The sequence below is a fragment of the Variovorax sp. FG153 genome, from assembly GCF_057809595.1.
In genome coordinates, this window is the sequence record NZ_JBMDKG010000005.1 from 206696 (window position 1) to 229690 (window position 22995).

Genomic DNA, 22995 nt, shown 5'->3' on the forward strand with positions numbered 1-22995 from the left:
GGAGCGGGCGGCGTGGATGGCGGCGGCGCGGGGGAACGAAAGGGCCCGCCGCGCGCCGTCAGAGGTTGGGCGCCAGCAGCCGCTCCAGTTCGGACTCGCTCGCCTTGCGGCGCACCGCCTGGTCCTGCAGCTGGTCATGGCCGATTTTGCCTACGTTGAAGTACGTGCTGTCGGGGTGCCCGAGGTAGAACCCCGACACGCTGGCGGCCGGCATCATAGCGAGGCTTTCGGTCAGGCTCATGCCAATGTCCGTGCAGTTCAGGAGGTCGAACATCGGCTTCTTCACGCTGTGGTCGGGGCAGGCCGGGTAGCCGGGCGCGGGGCGGATGCCGCGGTACTGCTCGGCGATCATCTGCTCGTTGCTCAGCGCCTCGTCGGCCGCATAGCCCCAGAGGTCGGTGCGCACGCGGTGGTGCATGGCCTCGGCGAAGGCCTCGGCCAGCCGGTCGGCCAGCGCCTTGAGCATGATCGCGGAGTAGTCGTCGAGGTCGTCGACGAAGTATTTCTCCTTCTTCTCCACGCCCAGGCCCGCGGTCACGGCGAACATGCCCACGTAGTCCTTCAGGCCGCTCTCGCGCGGCGCGACGAAGTCGGCCAGGCAGCGGCTCGGGCGCATCGTGCCCTCGATCTCCTGCTTCTCGGTCTGCTGGCGCAGGCCGTACCAGGTGAGCGCGGCCTCGCTGCGCAACTCGTCGGTGTAGAGCACGATGTCGTCGTCGTTCTCGGTGTTGGCCGGCCAGAAGCCGACCACGCCGCTCGCGCTGAGCCAGCGGCCCTCGATCAGGCGCTTGAGCATGCGCTGGCCGTCGCCGTAGACGCGCACGGCCTCTGTGCCGACGATCTCGTCCTTGAGGATGGCCGGGAACGGGCCCGCGAGGTCCCAGGTCTGGAAGAACGGGCCCCAGTCGATGTACTTCGCGAGCTCGGTCAGGTCGAAGTTGCGGAACACGCGCCGGCCGATGAACTTGGGCACGGGCGGCACGTAGCTCGACCAGTCGATGGGCGTCTTGTTGGCGCGCGCCCTGGCCAGTGGCCACAGCGGCACCTGCTTCTTGTTGGCGTGCTGCGCGCGCACCTTCTCGTAGTCGGCGTTGATCTCGCCGATGTAGGCCGCGGCCTGGTCGCTCAGCAGCGACTGCGCCACGCTCACGCTGCGCGAGGCATCGGGCACGTAGACCACCGGGCCTTCGTAGTGCGGCGCGATCTTCACGGCCGTGTGCACGCGGCTGGTGGTGGCGCCGCCGATCAGCAGCGGGATCTTCCTGATGCGGAAGTGGTCGTCCTTCTGCATCTCGCCGGCCACGTACTGCATCTCTTCCAGGCTCGGCGTGATCAGGCCCGACAGGCCCACGATGTCCGCGCCCTCGACCTTCGCCTTGGCGAGGATCTCGTGGCACGGGACCATCACGCCCATGTTCACCACCTCGAAGTTGTTGCACTGGAGCACGACGGTGACGATGTTCTTGCCGATGTCGTGCACATCGCCCTTCACGGTGGCGATGATGATCTTGCCCTTGGTGCGCACGTCGCGGCCCGCGGCCTCGTCCTGGCGCTTCTCTTCCTCGATGTAGGGGATGAGGTGGGCCACGGCCGACTTCATCACGCGCGCCGACTTCACCACCTGCGGCAGGAACATCTTGCCCTGGCCGAACAGGTCGCCCACGATGTTCATGCCGTCCATCAGCGGCCCCTCGATCACATGCAGCGGACGGCCGCCCTTGGCGAGGATCTGCCGGTAGGCCTCCTCGGTGTCCTCCACGATGAAGTCGGTGATGCCGTGCACCATGGCGTGCGACAGCCGCTGGTTGACGTGCACCGGCTGCTCGGGCGTGCCGCGCCACTCGAGCTTCTTGTTGTCGTCCTTGGCGCCGCTCTTGGCGCTCTCGGCCACCTCGACGAGGCGCTCGCCGGCATCGGGCCGGCGGTTGAGCACCACGTCCTCGACGCGCTCGCGCAGCTCGGGCTCGAGGTCGTCGTAGACGCCGACCATGCCGGCGTTGACGATGCCCATGTCCATGCCGGCCTGGATCGCGTGGTACAGGAACACGGTGTGGATCGCCTCGCGCACCGGGTCGTTGCCGCGGAAGCTGAAGCTCACGTTCGACACCCCGCCCGAGACCTTGGCGCCCGGCAGGTTCTGCTTGATCCAGCGCACGGCGTTGATGAAGTCGACCGCGTAGTTGTCGTGCTCCTCGATGCCGGTGGCGATCGCGAAGATGTTCGGGTCGAAGATGATGTCCTCGGGCGGGAAGCCCACCTCGTCGACCAGAATGCGGTAGGCGCGCTCGCAGATCTCGATCTTGCGCGCGAAGGTGTCGGCCTGGCCCTTCTCGTCGAAGGCCATCACCACGGCGGCCGCGCCGTAGCGCTTCACGAGGCGGGCCTCGTGCTTGAACTTGTCCACGCCCTCCTTCATGGAGATCGAGTTGACGATGCCCTTGCCCTGGATGCAGCGCAGGCCGGCCTCGATCACTTCCCACTTCGAGCTGTCGACCATCACCGGCACGCGCGCGATGTCGGGCTCGCTGGCGATCAGGTTGAGGAAGCGCACCATCGCGGCCTTGCTGTCGAGCATGGCCTCGTCCATGTTGATGTCGATCACCTGCGCGCCGTTCTCGACCTGCTGGCGCGCGACGGCCAGCGCATCCTCGAACTGGCCGTTGAGGATCATGCGCGCGAAGGCCTTGGAGCCGGTGACGTTGGTGCGCTCGCCGATGTTGACGAACAGGGATCCCTCACCGATGGCCACCGGCTCGAGGCCGGACAGCTTCATGGGAGGAACGGAAGGCGCGGGAACATCGCTCATGGGGCTCACCTGGGCAGGGGAAGACACGTCAGGTGAGCGTCGTTGCAACCGGGCCTTCCGGGCAGGTTCTGCGAGAAGGCGCCTTCCAAGCCTGACGGCGGGTGCCGCTGCAACGCTCCTTGGAAGGGGTGGCGATTTTACCGGCTGCCGGTGGCGCGGCCGGCGCGCGGGTCTATCGCGGCGGGTTCAGGCCGCCTGCGCGACCGGCGCCGCCGAGGCCGGCAGCCCGAAGACGCGGTCGAAGGCCCAGTTGAAGACGAAGGTGTAGACCAGGAAGAAGATCACCAGCCCCAGGTCCATCACCAGCGCCTGCCACAGCGAGATGCCCAGGCCCCAGGCGAACATCGGCACCAGCAGGCCGATCAGGCCGCCCTCGAAGCCGATGGCATGGGCGATGCGGCGCTTGAGGCTGCGCCCGCGCACCGCCTGGCGCGCCTCCCAGCGCTCGAACAGGCTGTTGAAGATCAGGTTCCAGATCACCGCGATGACCGAGGCCGCCACGGCCAGCACGCCCGAATGGCCGAGGCCGGCGCCCGTCATCAGCGCCAGCCCGGCGCTGGCGGCCACGATGGCGATCCCTTCGTAGAGGGTGATGTAGACGATGCGGCGCTGGATTCCCTGCATGACGGACTCTCTCTCGGCTTGTTGTGTGACTGCGATCCCTGGACTTTATGTGTCTCCTGCTGATATAAAAAGTCAACTTATTTCAGTTTTATTGATAGATCGATCCGAGAACAGCCATGAGCTTCTCCAGCGACAGCGTCGAGGTCTTCCTGGCCGTGATCGACCACGGCTCCTTCTCGGCCGCCGCCCGCGCCCTGCGCCGCGTGCCGTCGGCCGTCAGCATGGCCATCGCCCACCTCGAGGCCGAGCTCGACCTGCAGCTGTTCGACCGCAAGGGCCGCGAGCCCCGGCCCACGGCCGCCGCGCGCTCGCTCGAGCCGCAGGCGCGCGCGCTGGCGGCGCAGCTGCGCCAGCTCGACGCGCAGGCGCTGGCACTGACCCAGGGACTGGAGGAACGGCTCACGCTGGCGATCGCGCCCGAGCTGCTGGCCGCGCCCTGGAGCGGCGCGCTGGCCGAGCTGGCGCACGAGTACCCGCTGCTGCAGGTCGAGGTGCTGGCCGCGCCGCAGGCCGACGCGCTGGCGCTGCTGCACAGCGGCCGGGCCCAGCTCGCGCTGGTGTTCGAGCGGCCCAGCCTCGACGGCCGCGAGGGTTTCCAGGAGGTGGGCAGCGACACCATGGTCGCGGTGATGGCGCCGGGCCACCCCGTGCTGGCCGCCGCGCCCGGCGGCCGCCTGCGCGAGGAGCACCTGATCGCCACCCGCCAGATCGTGGTCGCCGGCCGCGACCTCGTCGCGACCATGGACCCGCGCAGCGTGTTCGCGCGCCACCTCTGGCGCACCGACAACGCGCTGGCCGCCCTGAGCCTGATCACCGCCGGCGTCGGCTGGGGCTGGCTGCCGCGCAATTTCGTGCGGCCGCACGTGGCGGCGGGCGCGCTGGTCGAGATCCCGCTCGAGAACCTCAGCAACGGCCTGAACCTGTGGGTGGACGTGGTGTGGTCGCGCGAAAGGCCGCTGGGGCTGGGGGCGCAGCGCTTCGTGGCGCTGATTTCGCGCGAGCGGGTGGCAGCCAAGTCGATGGGGGTGGATTGACGCGCGCCCGCTGATTGTCATAACATACAAACAAACCAGACCAGGGAGCTGCCATGACCATCACCAGCATTTCCAGCCGGGACTTCACCCGCGACGTGGCCGCCGCCAAGCGTGCGGCCACCCATGGGCCGGTCTACATCACGAACCGCGGCGTGCCCGAGTACGTGCTCCAGCGCATCGAGGACTACCGCCGCGAAAGCGGGGAAGCCGAGGAGTCCTTGCTCGCCCTCATGGACAGCCTGCCCATCACGGGCGACGAGCCCTTCGATCCGCCGCGCGCGCAGATCGTGCCGAAGACGCCGGACCTCGGCTGATGTACGTGCTCGACACCAACGTCGTGTCGGAACTCCGGCATGGCAAGCCGAACCCGTCGCCCGCCGTGCGCGAATGGGCGGCCTCGATCCCGCAGCGCCACTTCTTCCTGAGCGCGATCACCGTGCTCGAGATCGAGACGGGCATCCTGCGGATGGAGCGCCGCTCGCCGCCGCAGGGCGGATCGCTGCGCCGGTGGTTCGACGCCCTGCGCGAAGCCTTCGACGGCCGGATTCTTCCTTTCGGGGCGGAAGCCGCGCTGCTGTGCGCGCCGATGCACGTTCCCGATCCGCGCGACTACCGCGATTCGATGATCGCGGCCACGGCGCTGGCGCACGGCTTCACGCTGGTCACGCGCAACCTGCGCGATTTCGAGAGAAGCGGCGCGAAGTTGCTCAACCCCTGGCCGGCCGAAGGCTGAGCGCCCCGGTCCGCGAAGGGCTCAAGCGGCCTCCTTGTAGAACCCCGCCGCATTGTTCAGCAGCCGCCCCGCCACCGGCGACACCGCGCGCCCGATGGCCGCGATGTGGTCGGGCGTGGTGCCGCAGCAGCCGCCGACGATGTTGACCAGCCCCTCGGCCGCGAACTCGTGCAGCAGGCGCGAGGTCACGTCGGGCGTCTCGTCGAAGCCGGTGTCGCTCATCGGGTTGGGCAGGCCGGCGTTGGGATAGCAGCTGATGAAGGTGTCGTCGGCCACGCGCGCCAGCTCCTGGATGTAGGGGCGCATCAGCGCCGCGCCCAGCGCGCAGTTCAGGCCGATGGCCAGCGGCCGCGCATGGCGCACGCTGTGCCAGAAGGCGGTCACGGTCTGGCCGCTGAGGATGCGGCCCGAGGCGTCGGTCACGGTGCCGCTGATGATCAGTGGCAGGCGCTGGCCGCTGTTCTCGAAGTACTCGTCGACGGCGAACAGCGCGGCCTTGGCGTTGAGCGTGTCGAAGATGGTCTCGACCAGGATCACGTCGGCGCCGCCCTCGACCAGCGCCTCGGTCTGCTCGTAGTAGGCGGCGCGCAGGGCCTCGAAATCGACATTGCGCGCACCGGGATCGTTGACGTCGGGGCTGATGCTCGCGGTCTTGGGCGTCGGGCCGAGGGCGCCGGCCACGAAGCGCGGCTTGTCGGGCGTGGAGTACTTGTCGCAGGCGGCGCGCGCCAGCTTCGCGGACTCGAGGTTCATCTCGCGCGCCAGGTGCGCCATCTTGTAGTCCTCCTGCGCGATGGTGGTCGCGCCGAAGGTGTTGGTCTCGATCAGGTCGGCGCCGGCCGCGAGGTAGCCCTCGTGGATGTCGGAGATGACGTCGGGCCGGGTCAGCGACAGCAACTCGTTGTTGCCCTTCACGTCGCGCTCGAAGTCCTTGAAGCGCTCGCCGCGGTACTGGGCCTCGGTGAGCTTGAAGCGCTGGATCATGGTGCCCATGGCGCCATCGAGGATGGCGATGCGGCGCCCGAGGATCTCGGGCAGTTGCTGGGCACGGGTGTAGACGATCGGCTTCATGGGTCCGGATTGTAGAAAACGCGCCCGCGCCGCACCGCCAAAGCGGTCTTCGGGTCTTCGAGTCTTCAGGTCGGCGCGTGCCGGGCCGCGCGCGCCAGGCAGCCGACCGACAGCAGCGCCAGCAGGCCGCTGGCGACGATGGCCAGGTCGTAGCTGCCGCGCAGGTCGAACAGCAGGCCGGCCGCGCTGGCACCGATCGAGGCGGCCACGCCGACCGCGATGTAGAGCGTGCCGAGGATGGCGCCCAGCGCGCGCGTGCCGTACCAGCGCGCCGCCAGCGCCGGGTAAAGCGCGATGCAGCCGCCGTTGGCCGCGCCGAACAGCAGTGCGAACAGCGCCAGCGAAGCGAAGCCGCCGGCGGCCCACCACAGCAGGTGCAGCGCGGCCAGCGCCAGCGTGAGCAGCGAGAGCAGCCGGCGCGCGCCGAGCCGGTCGCCGAGCCCGCCGAGCACCAGCCGGCCGCCGACGTTGCCCACGCCGATCAGTCCGATCAGCAAGGTGGCGTCGGCCGCGCCGATGCCCAGCCCCTGCGCCGCCGGCGCCACGTGGACCAGCGCGACGAACAGCCCGATCGAGCCCCAGCCGATGGCCGCGAAGTACCACCAGAAGCAGGCGCCGCGCACCGCCTCGCGCCAGCGCAGGCCGGTCTCGACGGGCGCGCCCGCCGACGCGGACACCCGGTCTCCGTCGGGCAGCAGGCCGAGTTCCTGCGGCCGGGCCCGGATCGCCCAGGCTGCCACGCCGCCGAGCAGCAGGATGCCGAGCGCGAACAGCTGCATCGTGGCCTGCCACGACAGGTGCTGCTGCAGCGCGCCGGCCGTCACCGGGCCGACGAAGGTGCCGAGCCCGGTGCCGGCCAGCGCCAGCCCCAAGGCCCGGCTGCGCCGGCGCACGAACCAGCGCTGCACCGCGGCCACCGCCGGCACGTAGACCAGGCCGACAGCGCCGAACACCAGCGCCAGCAGCACATGGGCCGCCGCGACGACGCCCCAGCCGCGAAAGAGCCTCATGGCGCCTTCGACATGATCGCGTCCATCGCCGCGACGAAGCGCTCGAGCTCGTGCGGCGCGCCGATCGAGACGCGGATGAAGCGCTCGAAGCCCGGCTCCTTCCACGGCTTGACGATGATGCCGCGCGCCAGCAGCGCCTCGTTGACCGGCCCGTTCGGCCGGCCCAGGTCGATGAACAGGAAGTTGGCCGCCGAGGGCGCGATGCGCAGCCCCGGCCAGTGGCGCGCGCGCAGTTGCGCGGCCAGCGCTTCGCGCAGCCGCACGGTCTGTTCCACGGCCGCGGCCATGCAGGCCTCGTCGCCCCAGGCCGCGAGCGCCGCGGCCTGCGCCGCGAGGTTCACGTTGAAGGGCGTGCGCACGCGGTCGAGCAGCTGCACCAGCGCCGCGTCGGAAGCGATGCCGTAGCCCACGCGCAGGCCCGCCAGGCCCCAGGCCTTGGAGAAGGTGCGCAGCACGATCCACGGGAAGGCCACCGCTTCGCCGCGCAGCCGCGCGAGCACGTCGGGGTAACCGGGCGCGAGCCGCGCGTATTCGTAGTAGGCCTCGTCGACCACCAGCAGCGTGCCCGCGGGCACGGCGGCCAGCAGGCGCTCGAAGTCCCGCGTGTCGAACATGCAGCCGACCGGGTTCGAGGGATTGGCCAGCATCACCAGCTTGGGGCCGCGCGCGAGCGCCGCGCACCAGGCCTCGATGTCGAAGCCCAGCTCGGGCGTGAGCGCCAGCAGCTCGACCTGCGCGCCCATCATGCGCGGATAGATCTCGTGCAGGCCGAAGGCGGGGCGCTGCGTGAGCACGCGGTCGCCGGGGCCCAGGAAGGCCTGGCACAGCATCTGGAGGATGTCCTCCGAGCCGTTGCCGATCACCAGTTCCGACGGCCGCGCGCCGCTGCGTTCGGCGATCGCGGCGCGCAATGCGGTGCAGTGGGCATCGGGGTAGGTGCCCGCGCGCGCCGCCAGGTCGACCAGCGCGCGCGCCACCGCGGGGCTCGCGCCGTAGGGGTTCTCGTTGCTCGCGAGCCGCGCGATCTGGTCGACGCCGTAGCGCGCGCGCACGGCCTCCGAGGACAGGCCGGCGTTGTAGGCCGGCAGCGGCGCGACTTCGGGTCGCGCGAGGGCATGGATGGCGGTCGTGTTCACAGGTCGAATACCTTGCCGGGGTTGAGCAGGTGGAGGGGATCGAGCGCCTGCTTGATGGCGCGCATCGCGGCGAGTTCGTCGGGGCTGCGGCTCGCGCCCAGGTAAGGCTTCTTGTGCAGGCCGATGCCGTGCTCGGCCGAGATGCTGCCGCCGCGGGCCTCGACCTGCGCGTAGACCAGGCGCTCGAAGGCCTCGGCTTCGCCGCCGATGGCCTGGCCGTCGGTGGTCACGTGCAGGTTGCTGTCGCCCACGTGGCCGAAGAACAGCGAGTGATGCCCGGGCCAGCGCGCATCGAGCGCCGCGCGGCAGTCGTCGGCGAAGCGGCCGATGCTGGCCATCGGCAGACTCACGTCGAGGTTGATCGGCGGATGCATGTGCACCGGCAGCTCGGCCGTGGCCTCGCGGATCTTCCAGAAGGCGCGAGCCTGCGATTGCGACTGGGCGATGGCGGCATCGACCGCCGCGCCCTCCTCCATCGCACCGGCCAGCGCCGCCTCGAGCGCCTCGCGCAGCGCGGCCTCGTCCTCGCCGGCCACGTCGACCAGCGCCACCAGCGGATGCGCCGCGTCGAAGGGCTCGCGCAGCTGCTGCCAGCGCAGCGAGGTCTGCACGAAGTCGCGCCACATCAGCTCGAAGGCCGCGAGCGCGCCCGGAAAGCGCGCGCCGAGCCGGCGCAGCAGCACCAGCGCGGCCTCGAAGTCCGGCAGCGCGACCAGCGCCGTGGCCTTGGCGCGCGGCGCCGGATGCAGCCGCAGCAGCGCACGCGTGATCACGCCCAGCGTGCCCTCGGCGCCGATGAAGAACTGCTTGAGATCGTAGCCGGTGTTGTTCTTGAGCATGGGCCGCAGCATCGGCAGCACGCGGCCGTCGGCCAGCACCACCTCCAGGCCCAGCGCCTGCTCGCGCATCATCCCGAACTGCAGCACGCCGTTGCCGCCCGCGTTGGTCGACAGCGCGCCGCCGATCTGGCACGAGCCGCGCGCGCCGAAGTCCACGCCGAACAGCAGGCCCCGCGCGGCGGCCGCCTCCTGCACCGACTGCAGGGTCGCGCCGGCCTGCACGGTCAGCGTGCCGGCGGCGGCATCGAGCGACTCGATGGCGTTCATGCGTTCGAGCGAGAGCGCGATCGCATCCGCGCGCGGCACCACCGCGCCGGCCAGCCCGGTGAGCCCGCCCTGCGGCACCACGGGCACGCGATGCTCGCTGCAAAGGCGCAGCACGGCCGACACCTCGCGCGTGTCGCGCGGCCGAACCAGCGCCAGCGGCAGCACCGGCGCCACGCCGCTCCAGTCGCTGCGGTGGCGCTCGGCGATGGCCTCGCCGCGCAGCACCTGGTCAGCGCCCAGCGCCTCGTCGAGCGCGGCGAGAAAGGCCTCCGTGTTCATTGCCGGCTCATTCCCGGCTCACCCGCGACCTTCGACGAAGTCGAGCACCGCCTCGAGCATGCGGCGCACCTGCGGCTGCACGCCGGCCGCCACCGGGGGCAGGTAGGCGAACGGCAGTGCCTCCTGCATGTAGCTCGATTGCGTCATCTCGAGCTGCACCGCGTGCACGCCACCCGCGGGGTTGCCGTACTGGCGCGTGATGTGGCCGCCCTTGAAGCGGCCGTTGAGCACGCCGGTGTAGCCGGGATTCGATGTCGCGATGCCCAGCAAGGTGGCGGCGAGCGCGGGGTCGCAGCTCTTGCCGTCGGCGGTGCCGAGGTTGAGGTCGGGCAGCTTGCCCTCGAAGAAGCGCGGCAGCACCGAGCGGATCGAGTGCGCGTCCCACAGCGCGATGGTGCCGTGCGCGGCCTTGAGTCGCGCCAATTCGGCCGCGAGCTGCGCGTGATAGGGCTGCCAGATCGCCTCGCGGCGCGCGGCGATCTCGGCCTCGCCGGGCAGGTCGCCCGCGGCATACAACGGCGTGTCGTCGAAGGTGTCGACCGGGCACAGGCCGGTGACGCTTTGGCCCGGGTAGAGGCTGGCGCCGTCGGGCGGACGGTTGAGGTCGATCACGTAGCGCGAGTGCGTGGCCACCAGCACCGAGGCGCCGAGCGCGTCGGCGAAGTCGTAGAGCTGCTCGAGGTGCCAATCGGTGTCGGGCACATGGCGCGCCTCCTCGGTGAAGCGCGCGAGCAGCGCGCCCGGCACGTGGGTGCCCACGTGCGGCATCGAGATCAGCAGCGGGCGCGTGCCCTGGCGGAAGCGGAAGGCCGGTTCGGTGGTGGTGAAAGTCATGGCATGGGGTTCCTCAGTCTTGAAGCAGTTGGGTGCGCGCGGCCACGAAGGCGGACGCGGCCTCGGCATGCAGCGCATGGCGCCCGGCGGCGACGCGCGGGCGGCCCGCCACCCACACGGCGTCGATGGCGCTGGTGCGGTGGCTCGCGAAGACGTGCGCCGACAGCATGTCGGGCGCCGACAGCCCCTGCAGCGCGAGCCGTTGCGCATCGAGCACCACGAAGTCGGCCTGCTGGCCCGCCGCGAGGCCGCCGATGGCGCGGCCCGCGGCCTGCGCGCCGCCCTGCACCGCCTGCAGGGTGAGCGCGGTCGCCACGTGTGGCTGCGCCGCGGTCGCGCCCACGTTGCGCTGGCGCGTGCGCAGGCGCTGGCCGTACTCGAGCATCAGCAGCTCCTCGGCCGCATCGACGCAGGCATGGCTGTCGGAGCCCAGGCCCCAGGCGCCGCCGTGCTGGCGCCAGGCCGCGAAGTCGAACAGGCCGTCGCCGAGGTTGGCCTCGGTGGTCGGGCAGAGGCCGGCGACCGCGCCGCTGCGGGCACCGCGCCGGTATTCGTCGGCGTCCATGTGCGTGGCATGCACCAGGCACCAGCGCGCGTCGACCGGCGCATGGTCAAGCAGCCATGCCACCGGGCGCTGGCCGCTCCAGGCGATGCAGTCGTCGACCTCCTTGGTCTGCTCGGCGATGTGGATGTGGACCGGCGCGCCGGCCTCGATCGCATCGAGCCCGGCGAGCGCCTCGCGCAGCGCCTCGGGCGGCACCGCGCGCAGCGAATGCGGCGCGAGGCCGAGCCGCGCGCCCTGCGCGTCGCAGGCGGGCTTCAGCGCCTCGAGCAGCCGCAGCATCGAGTCGGTGGAACGGATGAAGCGCCGCTGCCCCTCGTTGGGCGGCAGGCCGCCGAAGCCGCTGGTCTGGTAGAGCACCGGCAGCAGGGTGAAGCCGATGCCGGTCCTGTGCGCGGCGCGCAGCAGCGCGCGGCTCAGCGTGGCGTCGTCGGCATAGGGCTTGCCGTCGGCGTCGTGGTGCACGTACTGGAACTCGCAGACGCTGGTGTAGCCGGCCTCGAGCATCTCGGCATAGAGCCAGGTCGCGATGTCCTCCATCTGCCGCGGGCCGAGGCGCGCGGCGAAGCGGTACATCAGCGTGCGCCAGCTCCAGAAGCTGTCCTGCTGTTCGGCGCGGTGCTCGGTCAGGCCCGCGAAGGCGCGCTGGAAGGCGTGCGAGTGAAGGTTGGGCATGCCGGGGATCACGGGGCCGCTGGCCGTGTCGGCATCGGCCGGCTTGTCGGCATCGGCCCTCGCCTCGACGAGCTGGCCGGCCTCGTTCCATGCCAGCAGCACGTTCTTCGCCCAGCCGGTGGGCAGCAGCGCGTCGGCCGCGAACAGCGCGCGCGTCATGCCGAGGCTCCCACCGCGATGCGGCCCTGCCGCACCACGGTGCGCACGGGCCGCTGGCCGAACCAGTAGGCGAGCTCGGCCGCGTCGCGCACCGACCAGAGCACGAAGTTCGCGGGCCGGCCCGCGGCGATCGCGCCGTGCGAGGCTTCGAGGCCGAGCGCGCGCGCCGCATGCTGGGTGACGCCGGCCAGCGCCTCGGGCACGGTGAGGCGGAACAGGGTGCAGGCCATGTTGACCATCAGCAGCAGGCTCAGCGCGGGCGAGGTGCCGGGGTTGTGGTCGGTAGCGACCGCCATCGGCACGCCCGCGGCGCGCAGCGCCTCGATCGGTGGCAGGTGGGTGTCGCGCAGCGTGTAGTAGGCGCCGGGCAGCAGCACGGCCACGGTGCCGGCCGCGCGCATCGCCTCGATGCCCTCGGTCGACAGGTGCTCGATGTGGTCGCAGGACAGCGCGCCGTAGCGCGCGGCCAGCGCGGCGCCGCCCATGTCCGAGAGCTGCTCGGCATGCAGCTTGACCGGCAGGCCCAGCGCCCGGGCGGCCTGGAACACGCGCTCGGTTTCGTCGAGCGAGAAGGCGATGCGCTCGCAGAACACGTCGACCGCGTCGACCAGCCCCTCGGCCGCGAGCGCCGGCAGCATCTCGCGGCAGACCCGCTCGATGTACTCGCCGCTGCGGCTCGCGTACTCGGGCGGCAGCGCATGGGCGCCGAGGAAGGTGGTGCGCACCGTCACGCCGTAGTGCTCGCCGAGCCGCCGCGCCACGCGCAGCTGCTTGCGCTCGTGCGCGAGCGCGAGGCCGTAGCCCGACTTGATCTCGATCGCGCAGACGCCGTCGGCCAGCAATGCCTCGAGCCGCGGCGCGGCCTGGGCGAACAGCGCGTCTTCGTCGGCCTCGCGCGTGGCGCGCACCGAGGAGACGATGCCGCCGCCGGCCTTCGCCACCTCCTCGTAGCTCGCGCCCGCGAGCCGCATCGCGAACTCGTTGGCGCGCTGGCCGCCGTAGACCAGGTGGGTGTGGCAGTCGACCAGGCCCGGCGTGGCCAGCGCGCCGCCGCCGTCGTGCACGGGCAATGCGGCGTACTCGGCCGGCAGCGCGGCGCGCGCGCCGACCCAGCGGATCGTGCCCTGCGCGACGACGAGGGCGGCATCGTCCGATTCGATGCCGGGCGCGGCGCCCGGCGCGAGGCGCAGGCCGGTCCAGAGGCCGTCGGCGGAAGGATGGGAGAGGGTCATGGTCTGTGGTCTCGGGTTGCGGCCTCAGGCGGGAACGATGCGCACGGCCACGAGGCGTGCCGTCGCGTCCTCGGGCTCGAGCTGCCAGCCGCGCGGGGCATCGGACCAGCACAGGCCCTCGCCCTCGCGGCACGCCGCGCCGCCGGCATCGAGCCGCCAGCCGCCGCGCAGCGCGAGCAGCACGCCATGCGGCGCGGCTTCGAGCGCCGTGGCGCCGTCGAGCACGCGCACCTCGGCGCGCCAGGCGCCGCGGCGGGTCATCACGTTGAAATCGCTCGAGGCGCCGCCCAGCAGCGTGCAGTCGAGCGCGGTGTCGCCGCTGAAGGCGAAGGGCCGGTGCGGCGCATCGAGCGGATGGTCGATGGCGCCGTCGGCCGAGCGCAGCCGCACGCCATCGCCCTCGAGCAGCATGATGCTGCGGTCGATGCCCGCGAAGCGCGAGAACGGCCCGGCCTGCGCGATGCTGGCGATGCTCACGCGCCAGCCGAAGTCCTCGAGCCCGGCGCCAGCCGGCCAGCAGGCGATCTCCTGCGTGGTGCCGCCGCCGTTCTTCCACGGCGTGACGGGCAAGGTGGCGCGCGAGAAGCGCTGCGTGCCGCCGGCCATGCTCAGCCCTTGATCATCGGCAGCTTCAGGCCCTGCTTCTTCGCGGTGGCCACGGCGATGTCGTAGCCCGCGTCGGCATGGCGCATCACGCCGGTGGCGGGGTCGTTGAACAGCACGCGTTCGATGCGCCTGGCGGCGGCATCGGTGCCGTCGCAGACGATCACCACGCCCGAATGCTGCGAGTAGCCCATGCCCACGCCGCCGCCGTGGTGCAGGCTGACCCAGGTGGCGCCGCCCGCGGTGTTGAGCAGCGCGTTGAGCAGCGGCCAGTCGCTCACGGCATCGGTGCCGTCCTTCATCGCCTCGGTCTCGCGGTTGGGGCTGGCGACCGAGCCGGTGTCGAGGTGGTCGCGGCCGATCACGATCGGGCCCTTGAGCTCGCCCGACTTCACCATCTCGTTGAAGGCCAGGCCGGCCCTGTGGCGCTCGCCCAGGCCCAGCCAGCAGATGCGCGCGGGCAGGCCCTGGAAGCTGATGCGCTCGCGCGCCATGTCGAGCCAGCGGTGCGTGTGGGTGTTCTCGGGGAACAGCTCCTTGATCTTGGCGTCGGTCTTGTAGATGTCTTCCGGATCGCCCGAGAGCGCGACCCAGCGGAACGGGCCCTTGCCCTCGCAGAACAGCGGCCGGATGTAGGCCGGCACGAAGCCCGGGAAGTCGAAGGCGTTCTTCACGCCCTCGTCGAAGGCCACCTGGCGGATGTTGTTGCCGTAGTCGACGGTCGGGATGCCCATGGCCTGGAAGTCGAGCATGGCCTGCACGTGCACCGCGCACGACTGCGCGGCCGCCTTCTTGAGCGCGGCATGCTGCGACTCGTCCTTCATCGCGGCCTGCCATTGCGCCACGCTCCAGCCCGCGGGCAGGTAGCCGTTGATCAGGTCGTGCGCCGAGGTCTGGTCGGTCACGAGGTCGGGCTTGAGGCCGCCGGCCTTCGCGCGCTTCACCAGTTCCGGGAGGATCTCGGCCGCGTTGCCCAGCAGCGCGATCGACACCGCTTCCTTGGCGTCGCAGTGCTGCTTGATCAGTTCGAACGCATGGTCGATGTCGCGCGCCTGCTTGTCGACGTAGCGGGTGCGCAGGCGGAAGTCGATGCTCGACTGCTGGCACTCGATGTTGAGCGAGACCGCGCCCGCGAGCGTGGCCGCGAGCGGCTGCGCGCCACCCATGCCGCCGAGGCCGGCCGTGAGGATCCACTTGCCCGCGAGGCTGTTGTTGTAATGCTGGCGGCCGGCCTCGACGAAGGTCTCGAAGGTGCCCTGCACGATGCCCTGGCTGCCGATGTAGATCCAGCTGCCGGCCGTCATCTGGCCATACATGAAGAGGCCCTTGCGGTCGAGCTCGTTGAAGTGCTCCCAGTTGGCCCACTGCGGCACCAGGTTCGAGTTGGCGAGCAGCACGCGCGGCGCGTTCTCGTGCGTCTTGAACACGCCCACCGGCTTGCCCGACTGGATCAGCAGGGTCTCGTCGTCCTCGAGCTCCTTCAGCGAGGCGAGGATCTGGTCGAAGCATTCCCAGTTGCGCGCGGCGCGGCCGATGCCGCCGTAGACCACGAGGTCCTGCGGCCGCTCGGCCACCTCGGGGTCGAGGTTGTTCTGCAGCATGCGGAACGGCGCCTCGGTGAGCCAGCTCTTGCAGTTCAGCTGGCTGCCGCGCGGGGCGCGGATCACGCGCGTGGGGTCGTGGCGCGGATCGGCGCCGGTGGCAGCGTTGGCGGCGATGAATTTGTCGGGTGCGTTCATGGCGGGAGTCCTTTCGATGGCAAGGAAGGTCGGACGAGGAATCGGGGGAAGGTTCAGGCGCGGCTCGGCAGCACGGCGGCCAGCGGCGCGGCCCAGTCGCCGCGGCGGGCCCACAGGCGCATGGCTTCCACGTCGGGCGCCATGAAGCGGTCCTGCTCGATGAAGGCCACGCGCTCGCGGATGGCGGCGAACTCGGCCTCGACCAGCGCGGAGCTGCGCGGGCTGTCGGCGTTGCGCTTGAGCTCGATGCCCTGGCAGGCGCCCATGGCCTCGATGCCGACCACCACCGCGGTGTTGTCGACCATCTCGGCCAGGCGGCGGCCCGCGAAGGTGGCCATCGACACGTGGTCTTCCTGGTTGGCCGAGGTCGGCAGGCTGTCGACGCTGGCCGGATGGGCCAGCGACTTGTTCTCGGAGGCCAGCGCCGCGGCCGTGACCTGGGCGATCATGAAGCCGGAGTTGACGCCGCCGTCGCGCACCAGGAACGGCGGCAGACCCGAGAGGCCCGAGTCGAGCAGCAGCGCGAGCCGGCGCTCGGAGATGGCGCCGATCTCGCTCACCGCCAGCGCGATGATGTCGGCCGCGAAGGCCACGGGCTCGGCGTGGAAGTTGCCGCCCGAAATCACGTCGCCGGTGTCGCTGAAGACCAGCGGGTTGTCCGAGGCCGCGTTGGCCTCGATGCGCAGCACCCGCGCCGCATGCGCGAGGTTGTCGAGGCAGGCGCCCATGACCTGGGGCACGCAGCGGATCGAGTACGGGTCCTGCACGCGGCCGCAGTCGGCGTGCGAGGGCACGATGTCACTGCCCTCGAGCAGCGCGCGCACTGCGCCCGCCACCGCGATCTGGCCCGGCTGGCCGCGCGCGGCATGGATGCGCTCGTCGAAGGGCTTGATCGAGCCCTGGATCGCCTCGAGCGAGAGCGCGCCCGCCATCAGGCCGGCGGCGAACACGTCCTCGGCGCCGAACAGGCCCGCCAGCGCGAGCGCGGTCGACACCTGCGTGCCGTTGAGCAGCGCCAGGCCTTCCTTGGGGCCGAGCACGAAGGGCGCGAGGCCGATGCGGCGCATGGCCTCGGTGCCGCCGATGGTCTCGCCCTCGGGCGTGCCGACCTCGCCCTCGCCGATCAGCACGCAGGCCATGTGGGCCAGCGGCGCGAGGTCGCCCGAGGCGCCGACCGAGCCCTTGCTGGGGATGCGCGGCAGCAGGCCCGCGTTGAACAGCGCGAGCAGCGCGTCGACGATCTCGGGCCGCACGCCCGAATGGCCGCGCGCCAGGCTCACGGCCTTGGTGGCGAGCACCAGCCGCACCACGCCGTCGGGCAGCGGCACGCCGGTGCCGACGCTGTGCGAGAGCACGAGGTTGCGCTGCAGCTCGGCCAGGCGCTCGGGCGGAATGATGGTCTGCGCGAGCTTGCCGAAGCCGGTGTTGATGCCGTAGACCACCTCGCCGGCCTCGACGATGCGGCGCACGGTGGCCTGGGCGGCCAGCAGGCCGGCGCGCGCGGCGCCGGCGAGTTCGAGCCGCGCGCCGCCCGCATGGATGCGGCGCAGCGCGGGCAGGTCGACCTCGCCGGGCGAGAGCACGAGCGGTTCGGTGGCGGCGTTGGGAGCAAGCTTCATGGTGCGATCCTGTATATACAAGTAGGTGCGAAAAAAATCGAAGGCCGGTATGGCGTGCGTGGATTCAGCCGAAGGCCTGGTTGCCGTCGACGCGGAAGCGGCTGCCGAGCCGGTAGCGCGAGGCCGGGTGCAGGCAGCGCACCAGCGTCACGGGCAGGTCGCGGGTCCAGGTGCGTCGGGTCAGCAGCAGGCAGGGCTCGGCCGGCGGCATGTCGAGGCGCTCGGCCTGCTCGGCGGTGGGCAGCACCGCGTCGACCACGTGCTCGATCTGGTCGAAGGGCACGTTGCGCACCAGGTACTCGCCGGGCGAGACGACCGAGAAGTCCTGGTCGAGGAACTCGGGCACGGCGCGCGGATTGACGTAGCGGTCCTCGATCTGCACCGGCGTGCCGTTCTCCAGGTGCAGGCAGACGGTGTGGAACACCGACTCGCCGGGCCGCAGGTCGAGCCACACGGCGATGTCGGGCGAGGCGGCGATGCGCTCGAGCGCGATGAACTCGCAGTGGTAGTCGTGGCCGCGCTGGCGGATCTCGCTCGCGATGTTGGCGATCTGCAGCAGCGTGGACTGCGGCTTGTTCTCGGCCACGAAGCTGCCCACGCCGGCCACGCGCACGATGCGGCCCTGCTCCGAGAGCTCGCGCAGCGCGCGGTTGGCGGTCATGCGCGAGATGGCGAACTGCGCCACCAGCTCGTGCTCGGACGGCAGCCGGTGGCCGGGCGGCCAGGTGCCGTCCTGGATCTTGCGCGAGATGTGGTCCTTGACCTGCGCGTAGAGCGCGAGCGACGGTGCGGCCGCGGGCGCGCCGGCGGAGCTGGGTGCGGAGGACGGCAGGTCGCGCTTCATCGCTCTCAATGCTCCGCCGACGCCATCGATTCGGCGCGGATCTCCTCGGTCAGCCGGGCCTTGATCTCCATGAACTCGGGCGAGGTCTTGATCGTGTAGTGGCGCGGATGCGGGAAGTCGACCGCGATCTCGGTCTTGATGCGGCCGGGCCGGGCGCTGAACACGGCCACGCGGTTGGCCATGAAGATGGCCTCGTCGATGTCGTGCGTGACGAACAGCACCGTCTTCTGCGCCGACTCCCAGATGCCCAGCAGCAGTTCCTGCATCAGCACGCGGGTCTGGTTGTCGAGCGCGCCGAAGGGCTCGTCGAGCAGCAGCATCTTGGGGTCGTTGGCCAGCGCGCGCGCGATCGCGGTGCGCTGCTGCATGCCGCCCGAGAGCTGCTTGGGATAGTGGTGCTCGAAGCCGCGCAGGCCGACCTTGGCGATGAAGAACTCGCTGCGCTCCTTCTGCTCGGCTTCGCTCATGCCGCGCTCGCGCAGGCCGAAGCGGATGTTCTGCGCGATCGTGAGCCAGGGGAACAGGGTGTAGCTCTGGAACACCACGCCGCGGTCGGCGCCCGGGCCCTCGATCGGCTGGCCGTCGAGCAGCACCTCGCCGGTGGTCGGGAAGTCGAGCCCCGCGACGATGCGCAGCAGGGTGGACTTGCCGCAGCCCGAGGGGCCGAGGATGGTGACGAAGTCGTTCTCGCGCACCTCGAAGTCGACCGGCAGCAGCGCCTGCGTGCGCTGGCCGCGCGTGCCGGTGAAGGTGCGCGAGACGCCGTGGATCGACAACTGGGCCGGCTTGACGATGGCGCTCACAGCGTGCTCCAGGCGAAGAGGCGGCGGTTGACCGCCTTGAAGGCGAAGTCGGACACGAGGCCGATCACGCCGATGACGATGATCCCGAAGATGATCTGGCCGGTGTTCAGGAGCGCCTGGCTGTCGGTGATCATGTGGCCGATGCCCGAGGAGGAACCGATGAGCTCGGCCACGATGACGTAGGTCCAGGCCCAGCCCAGCACCAGGCGCAGGGTCTCGGCGATGCCGGGCGCGGCGCCCGGGATCAGCACGCGGCGCACGATGCCCCGGCTGCTGGCGCCCAGCGTGTAGGCGGCCTCCACCAGGTCCTTGCGCGCGCTGCCCACGGTCACGGCCACCATCAGGATCACCTGGAACACCGAGCCGATGAAGATCACCAGCAGCTTCTGGCTCTCGCCGATGCCGGCCCAGAGGATCAGGAGCGGAATGAAGGCCGAGGCCGGCAGGTAGCGGCAGAACGACACGAAGGGCTCGAGGAAGGCCTCGATCGGCTTGTAGGCGCCCATCGCGATGCCCAGCGGCACGGCGATGACCGAGGCCAGCACGAAGCCGCCGACCACGCGCCACACCGTCATGCCGATGTCCTGGATGAAGTTGTACTCGGTGAACAGCAGCCAGCCTTCGCGCACCATCGTGACCGGGCTGGCCAGGAAGGTCGGCGAGACGAAGCCGCCGAGCGTGAAGAAGGCCCAGACGGCGAAGAACAGCACGAAGAAGCCGACGCCGAGCATCCAGCGCGCACGCGGGCTCACGGGTTCGAGCGGCGCCATCGCGCGGCGGCGCCGCGCGGCGGCCACGCGCACGGCGGCGGGGGGAACGGAGGCCGCCGCGGGAGCGGCTGGCGCGGAGGGGATGGCGGTCGTCGCTTCCATGGCGGGCGATGCGTGGCGCTTCGTCGTTGCGGCTCGGGGCGGCTTACTTGATGAAGCTCGCGTCGAAGGTCGCGGCAAGGTCCTCGGGCGCCTTGCGGATCACGCCGGCCTCCAGCAGGATCGGCACCGAGTCCTTCATGAACTGGGTCAGCTCGCCGCTGAAGAACTTCTGGTTCGCGGCCTTGTCCTGCCAGCGCAGGTAGGCCGAGGACTTGGCGAACTGCTCGCCGCTCTGCTTGACCGCGCTGCCCATCAGCTCGTTGGACTTGGCCGGGTCGGACTTGATCATCTCGAGCGCCTCGAAGTACGAGTCGGTCAGCGCCTGCGCGGCCTTGGCGTTGGCCTTGAGCCAGGTCGGCGCGCAGCCCACGGTGTCCATCACCATCGGGTAGTCGAGCGTGGTCGCGAGGATCTTGCCGGCCTGCGGGTTGGCGCGCACGGTCGACAGGTAGGGCTCGTAGGTCATGGCGGCGTCGTTCTGGCCCGCGACGAAGGCCTGGGCGGCCGGCTGGGGCTCGAGCGAGACCGTCTTCACGTCCTTGATGCTCATGCCGTTCTTCGACAGCATCCAGGCCAGGCCGAAGTACGGCGCGGTGCCGGGCGCGCTCACGCCGACGGTCTTGCCCTTGAGGTCGGAGAAACCCTTGACGTCGTTGCGCACCGCGATGCCGTCGGCGCCGTAGGACTTGTCCATCTGGAAGATCTGCACGATCGGCACGCCGTTGGCGTTCCAGGCCACGTGCGTCTCGACCGTGGTGGCGGCGCACTGGATCGCGCCCGAGGCCAGCGCCAGGTGGCGGTCCTTCTGCGGGATCATCTTGAGCTCCACGTCGAGCCCGTTCTTCTTGAAGATGCCGGCCTTGTCGGCCAGCGACAGCGGCGCGAAGCCGGTCCAGCCCGACATGCCGAGCGTGATCTTGGTCTGGGCGGCGGCGCCCCCGGCCGCGCCCGCGATGCATGCACCGGCTGCCAGCAGCGTGGCGATCTTTGCGACTGTCTTGGCCATCGAGGCCCTCCTGTTCGTGTGAAGCGTCAATTGAATCGGCTGGCAGCGCCCGTCGGAGCTTTCCGTGGTACGCGGCCGCAGTGTCATTCGCCTGAACACCCCTGTATATACAGGATAACCCGAAAAAGCCGCGGCGGAAACGGTGCAAGCCGGCACGGGGCGCACCTTGTATTGGTGCGAACCGCCCGATGCATGCACCAGCATGCTGTCTATACAGGCATCTCAAGCGAATGCCGACCGCTTGCAAACGGCGTGCCAGCCGCGCCGGCCGCCCGGACCGACGGGCGGTCGTACCCGGCCGGGCGACCGCGGCGGCGCGCCTGCTGCGCTGCGGCGACAATCGACCCCTTTCGTCGCCACCCAGCCCGCCGCCTTGTCCAATTCACCTTCCGCCGACCCCGCGCAGATCCTGCACGAGGTCTTCGGCTACGCCGCCTTCCGCGGTCCGCAGGCCCCGATCGTCGACCACGTGACCGGCGGCGGCGACGCCCTGGTGCTGATGCCCACCGGCGGCGGCAAGTCGCTGTGCTACCAGATCCCCGCGATCGCGCGCCAGCGCGCCGGGCACGGCATCGCGGTGGTGGTGTCGCCGCTGATCGCGCTGATGCACGACCAGGTCGGCGCGCTGCACGAGGCCGGCGTGGACGCCGCCTTCCTCAATTCCACGCTCGACTGGCAGCAGACGCAGGACGTCGAGCGCCGCATGGCGCGCGCCGAGGTCACGCTGCTGTACGCCGCCCCCGAGCGCGTGACCACGCCACGCTTCCTCGAGCTGATGGACGCGCTTGCCGCGCGCGGCAAGCTGTCGATGTTCGCGATCGACGAGGCGCATTGCGTGAGCCAGTGGGGCCACGACTTCCGTCCCGAGTACCGCGCGCTCACGGTGCTGCACGAGCGCTACCAGGGCGTGCCGCGCATCGCGCTGACCGCCACCGCCGACGCGCTCACGCGCGCCGACATCGTCGAGCGGCTGCAGCTCGAGCAGGCGCAGCAGTTCGTCTCGAGCTTCGACCGGCCGAACATCCGCTACACCATCGTCGAGAAGAAGGAAGCCACCACGCAGCTGCTGCGCTTCATCGAGCGCGAGCACGAGGGCGATGCCGGCGTGGTCTATTGCCAGTCGCGCAAGCGCGTGGAGGACGTGGCGGTGGCGCTGCGCGACGCGGGCATCAACGCCCTGCCCTACCACGCGGGGCTCGACGCCTCGGTGCGCCAGGCGCACCAGGACCGCTTCCTGCGCGAGGAAGGCATCGTGATGTGCGCCACCATCGCCTTCGGCATGGGCATCGACAAGCCCGACGTGCGCTTCGTGGCCCACCTCGACATGCCCAAGAACATCGAGGGCTACTACCAGGAGACCGGCCGCGCGGGCCGCGACGGCGAGCCGGCCCAGGCCTGGATGGCCTACGGCCTGCAGGACGTGGTGAACCAGCGCCGCATGATCGACGAGAGCCCGGCCGGCGAGGAATTCAAGCAGGTGATGCGCGGCAAGCTCGACGCGCTGCTCTCGCTGGCCGAGGCCAGCGACTGCCGGCGCGTGCGCCTGCTGGGCTACTTCGGCGAACAGAGCACGCCCTGCGGCAACTGCGACAACTGCATCGCGCCGCCGCAGGTCTGGGACGGCACCGACGCGGCGCGCAAGCTGCTGTCCACGGTCTACCGCGTGCAGCAGCAAAGCGGCATCAGCTTCGGCGCCGGCCACGTGATGGACATCCTGCGCGGCAAGGAGACCGAGAAGGTCAAGCAGTTCGGCCACGAGCGCATCAGCACCTTCGGGCTCGGCGCGGAATTCAGCGAGGTGCAGCTGCGCGGCGTGCTGCGCCAGCTGATCGCGATCGGCGCGGTGGCGGTCGACGCCGAGGCCTACAACACGCTCAAGCTCACCGAGGGCTCGCGCGCGGTGCTGCGCGGCGAGACCACGGTGTCGCTGCGCGAATCGATCTCCTCACCGACGGCACGCGGCGGCAAGTCGCGGCGCGAGAAGACCGCGCGCGGCGCGCCCTCGCCGGCCGCGGCCGCGCTCGACGCGCAGGGCCAGTCGCGCTTCGACGCGCTCAAGGCCTGGCGCGCCGAGGTGGCGCGCGAACACAACCTGCCGGCCTACGTGATCTTCCACGACGCCACGCTGGCCGCGATCGCCGAGCGGGCACCGGCCACGCTCGAGGACCTGAAGGGCATCAGCGGCATCGGCACGAAGAAGCTCGAGGCCTACGGCAGCGAGGTGCTGCGGGTGTGCTCGGCCTTCTAG

At 70.9% G+C, this 22995-nt stretch carries 20 protein-coding genes and 1 riboswitch; of the genes, 4 read left to right on the forward strand and 16 right to left on the reverse strand.

What is annotated here, in order from left to right; genetic code table 11:
* Window positions 1-58: 58 nt before the first annotated feature.
* Both metH and ACODT0_RS08850 read right to left on the reverse strand, forming a co-directional pair.
* Entirely contained in the window at window positions 59-2773 is a 2715-nt protein-coding gene (gene metH / locus ACODT0_RS08845; RefSeq protein ID WP_489041101.1) for a methionine synthase, read from the reverse strand.
* Between the two features lie 60 nt (window positions 2774-2833).
* A riboswitch (S-adenosyl-L-homocysteine riboswitch) is annotated at window positions 2834-2933 on the reverse strand.
* A 59-nt stretch (window positions 2934-2992) separates the two neighbouring features.
* The gene (locus ACODT0_RS08850) at window positions 2993-3430 is read right to left on the reverse strand and encodes a PACE efflux transporter (protein ID WP_057593428.1); all 438 of its coding nucleotides are present in this window, start codon (window positions 3428-3430) and stop codon (window positions 2993-2995) included.
* Between the two features lie 116 nt (window positions 3431-3546).
* On the opposite strand from ACODT0_RS08850, the gene ACODT0_RS08855 reads away from it, so the two are divergent.
* From ACODT0_RS08855 to ACODT0_RS08865, 3 genes are read left to right on the forward strand one after another with little or no spacing between them, the layout of a single operon-like run.
* On the forward strand, window positions 3547-4464 hold the full coding sequence (locus tag ACODT0_RS08855) for a LysR family transcriptional regulator (protein WP_057593429.1): 918 nt from the start codon (window positions 3547-3549) through the stop codon (window positions 4462-4464).
* Window positions 4465-4517: 53 nt separating this feature from the next.
* Window positions 4518-4778 (forward strand): type II toxin-antitoxin system Phd/YefM family antitoxin, encoded by a 261-nt coding sequence (locus tag ACODT0_RS08860; protein ID WP_057593430.1) that lies wholly within the window; start codon window positions 4518-4520, stop codon window positions 4776-4778.
* Window positions 4778-5197 carry a type II toxin-antitoxin system VapC family toxin gene (locus ACODT0_RS08865; protein ID WP_057593431.1) on the forward strand — a complete coding sequence of 140 codons (420 nt, stop codon included), beginning with the start codon at window positions 4778-4780 and terminating at the stop codon, window positions 5195-5197. Before ACODT0_RS08860 ends, ACODT0_RS08865 begins: the two co-directional genes overlap by 1 nt.
* 21 nt (window positions 5198-5218) lie before the next feature.
* On the opposite strand, the gene ACODT0_RS08870 is transcribed toward ACODT0_RS08865, so the two are convergent.
* From ACODT0_RS08870 to ACODT0_RS08935, 14 genes are all read right to left on the reverse strand, one after another.
* Window positions 5219-6268: a homocysteine S-methyltransferase family protein gene (locus tag ACODT0_RS08870; protein ID WP_208510647.1), complete on the reverse strand. Its 1050-nt coding sequence runs from the start codon at window positions 6266-6268 to the stop codon at window positions 5219-5221.
* Between the two features lie 65 nt (window positions 6269-6333).
* The gene (locus tag ACODT0_RS08875; protein WP_489041077.1) at window positions 6334-7278 is read right to left on the reverse strand and encodes an MFS transporter; all 945 of its coding nucleotides are present in this window, start codon (window positions 7276-7278) and stop codon (window positions 6334-6336) included.
* Complete coding sequence (locus ACODT0_RS08880) at window positions 7275-8414, reverse strand: histidinol-phosphate transaminase (protein ID WP_489041078.1); 1140 nt, start codon at window positions 8412-8414, stop codon at window positions 7275-7277. Before ACODT0_RS08880 ends, ACODT0_RS08875 begins: the two co-directional genes overlap by 4 nt.
* Window positions 8411-9799, reverse strand: a complete 1389-nt coding sequence (locus tag ACODT0_RS08885; RefSeq protein WP_489041079.1) for an FAD-binding oxidoreductase — start codon at window positions 9797-9799, stop codon at window positions 8411-8413. The genes ACODT0_RS08880 and ACODT0_RS08885 overlap by 4 nt, the downstream gene beginning before the upstream one ends.
* Window positions 9800-9817: 18 nt before the next feature.
* The gene (gene hutG / locus ACODT0_RS08890; protein WP_489041080.1) at window positions 9818-10633 is read right to left on the reverse strand and encodes an N-formylglutamate deformylase; all 816 of its coding nucleotides are present in this window, start codon (window positions 10631-10633) and stop codon (window positions 9818-9820) included.
* 13 nt (window positions 10634-10646) lie between these two features.
* Window positions 10647-12029, reverse strand: a complete 1383-nt coding sequence (locus tag ACODT0_RS08895; protein ID WP_489041081.1) for a formimidoylglutamate deiminase — start codon at window positions 12027-12029, stop codon at window positions 10647-10649.
* Complete coding sequence (gene hutI / locus ACODT0_RS08900) at window positions 12026-13261, reverse strand: imidazolonepropionase (RefSeq protein WP_489041082.1); 1236 nt, start codon at window positions 13259-13261, stop codon at window positions 12026-12028. Before hutI ends, ACODT0_RS08895 begins: the two co-directional genes overlap by 4 nt.
* A 24-nt stretch (window positions 13262-13285) precedes the next feature.
* The gene (locus ACODT0_RS08905) at window positions 13286-13867 is read right to left on the reverse strand and encodes a HutD/Ves family protein (protein WP_489041083.1); all 582 of its coding nucleotides are present in this window, start codon (window positions 13865-13867) and stop codon (window positions 13286-13288) included.
* 2 nt (window positions 13868-13869) lie between these two features.
* The gene (gene hutU / locus ACODT0_RS08910; RefSeq protein WP_413761854.1) at window positions 13870-15603 is read right to left on the reverse strand and encodes a urocanate hydratase; all 1734 of its coding nucleotides are present in this window, start codon (window positions 15601-15603) and stop codon (window positions 13870-13872) included.
* 53 nt (window positions 15604-15656) lie between these two features.
* Window positions 15657-17222, reverse strand: coding sequence for a histidine ammonia-lyase (hutH, locus tag ACODT0_RS08915; protein ID WP_413761855.1), 1566 nt, complete (start codon window positions 17220-17222; stop codon window positions 15657-15659).
* A gap of 64 nt (window positions 17223-17286) precedes the next feature.
* Complete coding sequence (gene hutC / locus ACODT0_RS08920) at window positions 17287-18066, reverse strand: histidine utilization transcriptional repressor HutC (RefSeq protein WP_422099571.1); 780 nt, start codon at window positions 18064-18066, stop codon at window positions 17287-17289.
* 5 nt (window positions 18067-18071) lie between these two features.
* A complete protein-coding gene (locus tag ACODT0_RS08925; protein WP_057593448.1) occupies window positions 18072-18860 on the reverse strand; it encodes an ABC transporter ATP-binding protein in 789 nt (262 codons plus the stop codon).
* Between the two features lie 5 nt (window positions 18861-18865).
* Window positions 18866-19741 carry an ABC transporter permease gene (locus tag ACODT0_RS08930; protein WP_082321716.1) on the reverse strand — a complete coding sequence of 292 codons (876 nt, stop codon included), beginning with the start codon at window positions 19739-19741 and terminating at the stop codon, window positions 18866-18868.
* Window positions 19742-19784: 43 nt separating this feature from the next.
* Complete coding sequence (locus ACODT0_RS08935; protein WP_057593443.1) at window positions 19785-20747, reverse strand: ABC transporter substrate-binding protein; 963 nt, start codon at window positions 20745-20747, stop codon at window positions 19785-19787.
* A gap of 373 nt (window positions 20748-21120) precedes the next feature.
* Here ACODT0_RS08935 and recQ point away from each other — a divergent pair, with 373 nt between their 5' ends.
* Entirely contained in the window at window positions 21121-22995 is a 1875-nt protein-coding gene (gene recQ, locus ACODT0_RS08940) for a DNA helicase RecQ (protein WP_489041084.1), read from the forward strand.

Bases quoted from the DNA above. Each gene is read 5' to 3' on its own strand.
- metH (WP_489041101.1), bottom strand. From the start codon at position 2,773: ATGAAGCTGTCCGGCCTCGAGCCGGTGGCCATCGGTGAGGGATCCCTG.
- ACODT0_RS08850 (WP_057593428.1), bottom strand. From the start codon at position 3,430: ATGCAGGGAATCCAGCGCCGCATCGTCTACATCACCCTCTACGAAGGG.
- ACODT0_RS08855 (WP_057593429.1), top strand. From the start codon at position 3,547: ATGAGCTTCTCCAGCGACAGCGTCGAGGTCTTCCTGGCCGTGATCGAC.
- ACODT0_RS08860 (WP_057593430.1), top strand. From the start codon at position 4,518: ATGACCATCACCAGCATTTCCAGCCGGGACTTCACCCGCGACGTGGCC.
- ACODT0_RS08865 (WP_057593431.1), top strand. From the start codon at position 4,778: ATGTACGTGCTCGACACCAACGTCGTGTCGGAACTCCGGCATGGCAAG.
- ACODT0_RS08870 (WP_208510647.1), bottom strand. From the start codon at position 6,268: ATGAAGCCGATCGTCTACACCCGTGCCCAGCAACTGCCCGAGATCCTC.
- ACODT0_RS08875 (WP_489041077.1), bottom strand. From the start codon at position 7,278: ATGAGGCTCTTTCGCGGCTGGGGCGTCGTCGCGGCGGCCCATGTGCTG.
- ACODT0_RS08885 (WP_489041079.1), bottom strand. From the start codon at position 9,799: ATGAACACGGAGGCCTTTCTCGCCGCGCTCGACGAGGCGCTGGGCGCT.
- hutG (WP_489041080.1), bottom strand. From the start codon at position 10,633: ATGACTTTCACCACCACCGAACCGGCCTTCCGCTTCCGCCAGGGCACG.
- ACODT0_RS08895 (WP_489041081.1), bottom strand. From the start codon at position 12,029: ATGACGCGCGCGCTGTTCGCGGCCGACGCGCTGCTGCCCACCGGCTGG.
- hutI (WP_489041082.1), bottom strand. From the start codon at position 13,261: ATGACCCTCTCCCATCCTTCCGCCGACGGCCTCTGGACCGGCCTGCGC.
- ACODT0_RS08905 (WP_489041083.1), bottom strand. From the start codon at position 13,867: ATGGCCGGCGGCACGCAGCGCTTCTCGCGCGCCACCTTGCCCGTCACG.
- hutU (WP_413761854.1), bottom strand. From the start codon at position 15,603: ATGAACGCACCCGACAAATTCATCGCCGCCAACGCTGCCACCGGCGCC.
- hutH (WP_413761855.1), bottom strand. From the start codon at position 17,222: ATGAAGCTTGCTCCCAACGCCGCCACCGAACCGCTCGTGCTCTCGCCC.
- hutC (WP_422099571.1), bottom strand. From the start codon at position 18,066: ATGAAGCGCGACCTGCCGTCCTCCGCACCCAGCTCCGCCGGCGCGCCC.
- ACODT0_RS08930 (WP_082321716.1), bottom strand. From the start codon at position 19,741: ATGGAAGCGACGACCGCCATCCCCTCCGCGCCAGCCGCTCCCGCGGCG.
- ACODT0_RS08935 (WP_057593443.1), bottom strand. From the start codon at position 20,747: ATGGCCAAGACAGTCGCAAAGATCGCCACGCTGCTGGCAGCCGGTGCA.